We start from the raw sequence: 8,101 nt of genomic DNA, 5'->3' as shown, positions 1-8,101 counted from the left end.
AATCGTCCCCTGTCTGGGTGGTTGTGTCGAAAGGTGTTTCTGGTATGGACCATGTCGGTCAGATGCTATTGCTGGGACGGAGTCGGCAGTGCCGACTCCGTCCGCCTACTACTTCAACGTGAGCACCAGCTTGGGTGCGAGCGTGCTGCCGGCCTCCTTGGAGTTGAGGTCCAGGCCGTCGCTGCTGCTGGAGTCCATACCAAGCGAGAGCTGTTGGCCGAGCTCACCGGTCAGGCCGCTGACCGTCAGCGGAACGCTGTAGCTGGTGTTGGTCGTTGTCGGGCCGAGCGTGCCGATGCTGGTGCCCAGCGCCGGACCTGGGTACGTGATCCCGCTCTCGGTCCAGCTGTCACTGGCTACCAGCTTGACGTTCTGCTTACCCGTTGACCCGCTCCCGGCGCTGCGCAGCTCCAGCGTCGCACTCTCCAGCGTCCTGCCCGCATACGCCGACAGGTCGAACTTCATGTACGTGACCTCCACCGGGCTGTTGTCCACACCCAACATGGCACTCGTGCCAAAGTTCGTCCCTGTCGCCCCGCTCGAGACATAGCTGTCAGCGGTGGCCGTGAGCGTGACGGTCTCCGACGTGCCGCCGCCGGAGCCGACGCTCCAGGTCTGCGTCGCTGCTGTCGCGTCGGTGTTGCCGGCTGCGTCGGTGCCCCAGACATTGAATGTGTGGGATCCGATCGACAACCCGGTGTAGGTCTGGGGCGAGGTGCACGCCACGCGCGGTGCACCATCCAGGCTGCACTGGAACGTCGAATTCGCTTCACTCGAGGTGAATGCAAAGGAGGCGCTGGTCGACGTCGATGTCGCAGGTGGTCCCGACGTAATCGTCGTCTCAGGAGCCGTCGTGTCACCACCACCGCCACCGCCACCGCCGCCGCCGCCGCTGCTCAGCGTGAGCACCAGCTTGGGTGCGGCCGTGCTGCCGGCCTCCTTGGAGTTGAGGTCCAGGCCGTCGCTGCTGCTGGAGTCCATACCAAGAGAGAGCTGTTGGCCGAGCTCACCGGTCAGGCCGCTGACCGTCAGCGGAACGCTGTAGCTGGTGTTGGTCGTTGTCGGGCCGAGCGTGCCGATGCTGGTGCCCAGCGCCGGACCTGGGTACGTGATCCCGCTCTCGGTCCATGTGTCATTGGCTACCAGCTTGACGTTCTGTGTACCCGTTGACCCGCTCCCGGCGCTTCGCAGCTGCAGCGTCGCACTCTGCAGGGTCCTGCCGGCATAGGCCGACAGGTCGAACTTCATGTACGTGACCTCCACCGGGCTGTTGTCTACACCCAACAAGGTACTTGTGCCATTGTTCGTTCCCGTCGCCCCGCTCGAGACATAGCTGTCAGCGGTGGCCGTGAGCGTGACGGTCTCCGACGTCCCGCCGCCGGAGCCGACGCTCCAGGTCTGCGTCGCTGCTGTCGCGTCGGTGTTGCCGGCTGCGTCGGTGCCCCAGACATTGAATGTGTGGGATCCGATCGACAACCCGGTGTAGGTCTGGGGCGAGGTGCACGCCACGCGCGGTGCACCATCCAGGCTGCACTGGAACGTCGAATTCGCTTCACTCGAGGTGAATGCAAAGGAGGCGCTGGTCGACGTCGATGTCGCAGGTGGTCCCGACGTAATCGTCGTCTCCGGAGCCGTCGTGTCACCACCACCGCCACCGCCACCGCCACCGCCACCGCCGCCGGTGGGGTCGTAAAAGTGCCAGTACCGGCTTGTGGCGTTCACATCGGCGAGCACCAGCAGACCGCTGTCCGCCGTGCCCCGCGCCTCACTGTTGAGGTTCTGCTTCGTCGACGTTACGTTGTGGACATACTGGTCCGCGTCCACGATGCGGGCCGTCTTCGAGGTGGTGAAGCTGATGTCGTTCAAGGGCGTGGACTTCTCGTAGATCGCACCTCCCGAGGTTGTGCAGACACCTCCGTTCGTCGTGCCACTGGGTTTCGGATAGGTAGCGAAGGTACGCAGCCTCTGCGTGCTCTCATCAATCAGGACGAGCACCCGGTTCGGGCACTCCGCCACAGTCGCGATCGTGTGCGCCGACCAGGTCGTTCCAGTCAATTCCAACAGCTGGATCAGCGGCTGGGACGCCGATGTGAACGACGTCTTAACAGCGGCGAAAACCTGGCCAGCCGAGGAGTCCAGCCACTTCAGGTTCATATGGTCATCACCGCTGCGCTGCCCCTTCACCGCCGCCACCGGGGTGGTCCAGTCGGTGTTCGACGCACCATCGACGTGGTAACTCCAGTACATGCCGTCGGTGGCATCACCGACCTGCCGGCTCCACATCACACCCATCTTGCCGTTGCCCGATCCGCCGAACGCGATCACAGCTGAGGTGTCGTCCACAGAGACGTTGCTCAACGACGCAGGATGCGGGAACGGCGTCCCCCACGTCTTGCCATCGGTGGCAGTGACGTTCAGATAGATCCGGTTCCCCTGCTGCCACGTGGCCCACACCCGACCAGTGGAGTCCTTATCGATGGACAGGGTCTCCACTTTGTAGTTGTTGATCTGTGTGGAACTCAGCAGCGAGTACTTCTTCTGAATCGGGTCGTAGCTGTAACGCCGCATCGTCGTCGGGAAGTTCGGCTCAGCCGGCAGACCGTCGTTGACGAACAGATGGCTCGCCACATACAACGTCGTCCCGTCCCACAACACGTCATGATGAGTGTTCGCCCGCGTGTCCGTCGCCACACCCGTATTGACCCACGAGCTCGTCGAGGCATTGAACCGGAAGATATGAAAATCCGAGCTGGCAGTGTCCCACATGTTCCCCCACCAGAGCCCGTCGTTGAACCACAACGCATTCTCCGCCCGCTTCGTCCCCGTCGGCGTCCCCGTCCCCGAATGCGACGGACCCTCAACCCCAACATCACCCGTAGCAGCCGACGCCGTAACCGGCACCACCAGAACACCACCCAGCGCAAGCAGCAGCACTGTCAGCAGTGCGTGGAGCCGCAGATTCCGCGACGCGCGTAGACGAAGACTGACTCCCCGCCTTACGCCAAGCGAGGAAGTCCTGCGACCTCTACCTCGCCCGCCCATGTGAAAAAATGTATAGTCCAGCAACACTAGCCTCACCACTCATCGGAGTTGTTTGCTTATGCCAGTCCCGACCAACCTTCCCGGTTGGGTTCGAGAAATCGAAGCGCCTGCTGCTGCGGTCCTGGCACCTTACGTCCACTCCCCCTCGGAACATCTTCGACTGAACACGTTGTAAAAAGCTTGGGATTTCTCGGACCGGCCCCAGTGTTAGGGGTTTAGGCATCCTTGGAACCGGCAAGTCCCAATGCCACACTTTCCCCACGGCCACAATCCCCAATAGTGATGACCCTGGACCAGACCGTGTCGGAGACAGCAGTCCGTCGTCCCGGTGCTGCCATGCCGTGGTCGCCGAGCCCGGATGCCGACAGCGCCCAGATAAGCGAAAGACGAGGACGACCCCTAAAGCTGGGCCCGGTTCAAGAAATCCCAAGCTTTTTACAACTTGCTCGGCTGAACATGTTTCGAGGGGGTCATCGCCGTTCTGACCGTAACTACCTGCGGTTACTCCGGGGACGCCGCCTGCCCTTGACCCGGCGAACGCGGGACTCGAGCCGCACGAGCCACACGCCAGCTGGAGGAAAGTCAAATGATCCGGATGTATCCGCAGTACAGTACCCCCCATATCGCCGAAACCGCCGGAGGTTACGGGGCATGAGCCAGTCCGAAAAAGACGCTCTGAAGGACTCGATCCCGTCCACCGGTACCAGTTTCGATGTCCACGGACTCGTAGGCATCGACGTGGCGCCCGGTACCCCCGGCGAAGCCCAGTTGCGGGACATGCTCGCACCGTTCCTAGGTCCGTCCCGGGCGCCGCTGCGGCTGCATCTCAGTGCAGAGACGGCAGATGTAACCGACCAATCACACGCCGAGGACGCCTACCGTTTCACAACTGACTCGCTCTATGTCCCAGCAGACCGCGTCCAGGTCCAGGAAACCCGCGACGGTTACTCTATACAGGGCCGGGGCGAGCTGCTCACTGCAGTTATCCCCTTGCTGGATCGGCTCTGCATTAAGGAAAACGCCGCGATGATCCATGCGGCGGTTGTTGACTTCCGTGGATCAGGAGTCCTGCTACCGGCCTGGGGCGGCGTGGGGAAGACCAGCACGGTCGCGAAGCTAGCGGCCATACCCGGCGTGCGCTTCATGGCCGATGACTGGGCCTTCCTGGACGCCGACGGCATGCTCATGGGCTATGCCAAACCGATGTTCCTGAAACCACACCACCGGAGGATCTACCCGGAGGTCTTCAGTGGGGCCCGCAAACCCCTGGCACCAGGCTGGCTCACAAATTCGGTGGCCCACCTGGCCACGGCCGTCCACCCGCTCATCGTCAGGTATCCAAGAACTGCGGCGTTCACGCGCCGCTGGTCCCCGGAACATCGAATGGTCCATCCCGAACAGGTCTTCGGACGAGACGGCATCTCCTCGGCTGCGCTCACCCGACTGGCGATTTTCCTTGAACGCTACGACGGTTCCGATCCCCGCCTGGAGATGCGGAGCCGCGAATGGATGACCTCCCGCATCGTCGGAAACTTCCATTCGGAGCTCCCGGTGGTGTCACGTCGGCTGATCGAGGCCCTCGGCGCGACGGGACTGGTTCCCTTGGAGGAATTCTTCAGCCAGAAGGCAGCCGTCGTGCGGCGGGCCCTCGATGATGTCCCCTGCTTCCTGCTGCGCATTCCCGCATCATGGTCCGCCGACCGGACCTCCGACTACGTCGCCGGCCAGATCAGCGCCAAACTGGAGGAGTGACATGGCTGCCCACATTAGGGAGCTTGAAGTGTCCGTGGTGATTCCTGCACGGAACGCTGCCAGCTGGTTGGGCGAATGCCTGGAATCCATCCGTGCAGAGAAACCGCGGGAGATCATTGTCGTGGACGGCTGCTCCACCGACAACACCGTGGAGATTGCACGATCCATGGGCGCGCTCGTCCTCTCGGATGAGGGACGCGGACTGCCGGCAGCGAGGATGCTCGGCGTCCAAAGTGCATGCAGCGACGTCGTCGCGCTGATCGACGCCGACGTCGTTCTTCCGGCGGGTGCTTTGGGCGGTCTCCTGAACGAGTTCAAGGCCGGCGGCTACGACGGGCTGCAGTTCGCCCTGGTCAGCGAGGCGGACGGGCGTGGATATTGGGGCGCGGCGCTTGCCTGGCACCACCTTCATAGCCGGGTGCGCTCATGGTTCGGCGTGTCCGCCATCATGATGCGGAGGAAAGCCCTGCTGTCCGTGGCGTTCGATGACACCTTCCGGTCTGGGGAGGACATCGAGCTGAGAATCAGGCTCGAAGAGGCCGGCTACCGGCTTGGCGTCTCCAGCACCATGGCAGTGAGGCACCGGTTTATGGACTCGTTCGCTGCCGCCCGTGACCAATGGCTCCAGGACGGCGCCGGTTTGGCCCGAACCATCCGCAAGCACCCCGGCCGCGCAGGCTGGTTTGCGGTCTTGCCGCTGCTGGCCACCGTCCGCGGCGTCGGCCAGTCGCTCCTGCACGCACCGCGTTTTCTGCTTTACTGGGTCTGTTTCCTGGTCTACAACTACAGGTCGATGTTCGGCGAAATCCTGCGTCCGACTGGGACCGGGCACTCCGTAGGCGGCAATGCGGCCTGGCTGAGCGCTGCAAGGATCGCGCCGATGGGCATCGGATTCCTGTTCTGGGCACTGGCGGCGATCATGCTACCGCCCGCGCAACTCGGCATGGGCACCGCCGTGGTGGCCGCGGCGCTCCTCACTGTGCAGCTTGGAATGCTGGGCATCGGCCCGGCTACCCTGACTCTGCTTCCTGAGCAGCTTGATGGCGGACGGCGTCTAATTGCCAGCAGCCTCCTCACTGTAGGCGTGGCCACGGTCGTCCTGGCGGGTGCAGTGGCCGCTGTGACCTACGCGCTGGGATCAGGCGTGGGCGTGGCCTGGAATGACCCAGTCCTGACGGGGATGTTCGTGGCCACAGCGGTGTTCGCAGCAGCCGCCTACCAATTGGATCATGTGGGCGTCGCGCAGGAACGCTCCGACCGGGCCTTGGTCAGGAGCCTCGCCCAGAGCCTGGTACAGCTCGCCGTGCTGGCTTTGGCCTTGGCCGCCGGGGTCCGGGAAGTGGCCGTGGTGGTCACAGCGGTGGCCGCCGGTGCACTGGCGAGCGTGATCCTCGGGCTGCGCCAACTCAACCGCATCGGCGCAGCACCGGACTGGAAGCACGGGCTCAGGCCGGGACCCGCCCTGCGGCTGCTGAAACCGGGCTTGCCCAACCACGCCCTGATGCTCGCAGACGGCGCACCCGGCTATCTCCTTCCGCTGGTCGTGGCCGCTACCCTCGGCCCGGCAACAACCGCGTCGTGGTTCATGGTATGGATGATGGCCTCGGCGGTCTTCTTCGTTCCCCAGTCTTCCGGGTTCTCCCTGCAGACTGCGCTGGCCGGAGGCAGGTCAAGGCCTGGCCTGGTGTCCTCCGCACTCAAAACCAGCTTCGCCCTCACTTTCGTCGCCGGGGTGAGCTTGCTCATAGCTGGCCCCTACCTTCTCGGTTTCCTTGGCCCGGAGTACGCGGCGACCGCCATCCTGCTTCCCGTCCTGGTGCCGGCGCTGCTGCTGGGCTGCGTGACCCAGGTTTACTTCGGTCTATGCCGGGCCCAAGGCCGCCTCGCCGAGGCCACAGCCGTAGCTGTATTCGCTGCCGTCCTTATCGTCGGGCCAGCCTCCCTTGCCGCCCGCGAATTCGGCCTCCTCGGCGTCTCAGCGCTCTGGTCCGTCGCCCAGGCGTCCGCAGCTCTTATTGCCATCTGGCGTCTCAGGGTGCTGATCCCTTCAACCCCCAACGCTGAACGGGTCCGAGTCGCCTCGGCGGCAATAAACCAGCCGACCTGAACGGAGTAACCATGACATCGGGACCTACCTCCGCCGTGCCCGCGGTGCCGCTGTCGGCAGCGGCCGCAGCGGCCGCAGCGGCACGCTGAAACGAAGCACGGCGGCGCTAAGTACGGCGGTCCGGTGCCGCCCGCCGTCGTTCATCACGGCCCCACATGCCCGGGCAGCTTGTGGCTCTAGCGGCCTAACTCTTGGAATCTGAAGCCTGTCGATATTGCTGAAGTCGGTTGCACCTCCAAGCACGGGCGGAATACCGGGAGGACTGCGAGGTGGTGCTGGTGACGGCCGCGGACTGGGACGCCGAGCGACTCGAGCGGTGGGTCCTCGACTGGCTTAGGGCCCTGCTGCCCGAGTTGAACTGGCCCTCACCAGGCATATCGCCGACTATTGATTCCGATTCTGAAGACGACCGATTCTTAGTCCTAGCTCAAACCGCCACGCGAGTCCTCATCAAACAGCTATGTTCAATTCGACGCCTATAGGAGCATCCAGTGCGAGCACTGGGAGCATGCACTTTCCCTAGCTCCACGGAATCCCGCCCAGGCCGGCCACTCCATCTGGGCTTTCGATCCGCCACCGGCAATCAACAAGGGAAACCCAGCCGCGGGCGGCGGACCGCTTGCGCACTGGGGCAGGCAGCCGCCAATGTTGGATGCTCACTTACTCATTTGAATATTGAGTATCTGAGCAAGCGAGTACCCCACCTGACTAGTTCATCGTGGGCCTGTCTGAGAAGTTGGGGTGAGTGGAGCCGGCCCGGGTGACCGCTCGACGCCGCAGAGCGGAAGGCAGTCCAGGGCATGGTTCGGCGGGCGGCACGCCCGCTCTCGCCGGGGCGATCCGGGCGGCCACCGACGGCGTCATCCAGACGCGCGGGTGCACGAAACCGGGCCAGCGACGACGTGTCGTTCGAGGCCTGGGCATCCCCGGCGCGCGACTCGCGCTGCGCGGCTCATGCGAGCAATCCCAGCACGCGTGGAACGAAGAGGAACAGATACATCCCCCACATGACCGCCAGGACCCCGCGGCCCACCGTTGGGCCCAGCAGCCTCCAGCGTGCAGGCTGCCCGCTGTATGTGGGCTGCCCGGTCTCCGGCCCGGCACGCCGGACCTCAAGCACGATAAGGGTAACGAGCAGGGCGGCAGTCGCAAGCAGTCCCGCCAGATCGATCATCACGCCGCCTCCTTTCTTGCGCGTGC

Annotated in this window: 4 protein-coding genes; 2 read left to right on the top strand and 2 right to left on the bottom strand. The window is 64.1% G+C overall.

Annotation, left to right across the window (positions count from 1 at the left end; translation table 11 throughout):
* Positions 1–108 precede the first annotated feature (108 nt).
* Complete coding sequence (locus tag J7E80_RS15855) at positions 109–2,928, bottom strand: DNRLRE domain-containing protein (protein ID WP_396020790.1); 2,820 nt, start codon at positions 2,926–2,928, stop codon at positions 109–111.
* 765 nt (positions 2,929–3,693) lie between these two features.
* On the opposite strand from J7E80_RS15855, the gene J7E80_RS15850 reads away from it, so the two are divergent.
* Both J7E80_RS15850 and J7E80_RS15845 read left to right on the top strand, forming a co-directional pair.
* A complete protein-coding gene (locus J7E80_RS15850; protein WP_215053207.1) occupies positions 3,694–4,794 on the top strand; it encodes a hypothetical protein in 1,101 nt (366 codons plus the stop codon).
* Between the two features lies 1 nt (position 4,795).
* Positions 4,796–6,901, top strand: coding sequence for a glycosyltransferase (locus tag J7E80_RS15845; protein WP_215053206.1), 2,106 nt, complete (start codon positions 4,796–4,798; stop codon positions 6,899–6,901).
* A gap of 952 nt (positions 6,902–7,853) precedes the next feature.
* Here J7E80_RS15845 and J7E80_RS15840 read toward each other — a convergent pair.
* Positions 7,854–8,101, bottom strand: a 248-nt coding sequence (locus J7E80_RS15840; protein WP_215051432.1) for a hypothetical protein, incomplete at its 5' end; no start/stop codon positions are given.

This window comes from Arthrobacter sp. ISL-28 (genome assembly GCF_018613875.1).
In the GTDB taxonomy this organism is placed as follows: domain Bacteria; phylum Actinomycetota; class Actinomycetes; order Actinomycetales; family Micrococcaceae; genus Arthrobacter.
Note: the sequence above shows the minus strand (reverse complement) of the source record. Positions and strands in the feature narration are given on the sequence as shown.

What these genes read in the sequence shown, in the direction of transcription:
- J7E80_RS15850 (WP_215053207.1), top strand. Translation starts at nt 3,694, where the DNA reads ATGAGCCAGTCCGAAAAAGACGCTCTGAAGGACTCGATCCCGTCCACC.
- J7E80_RS15845 (WP_215053206.1), top strand. Translation starts at nt 4,796, where the DNA reads ATGGCTGCCCACATTAGGGAGCTTGAAGTGTCCGTGGTGATTCCTGCA.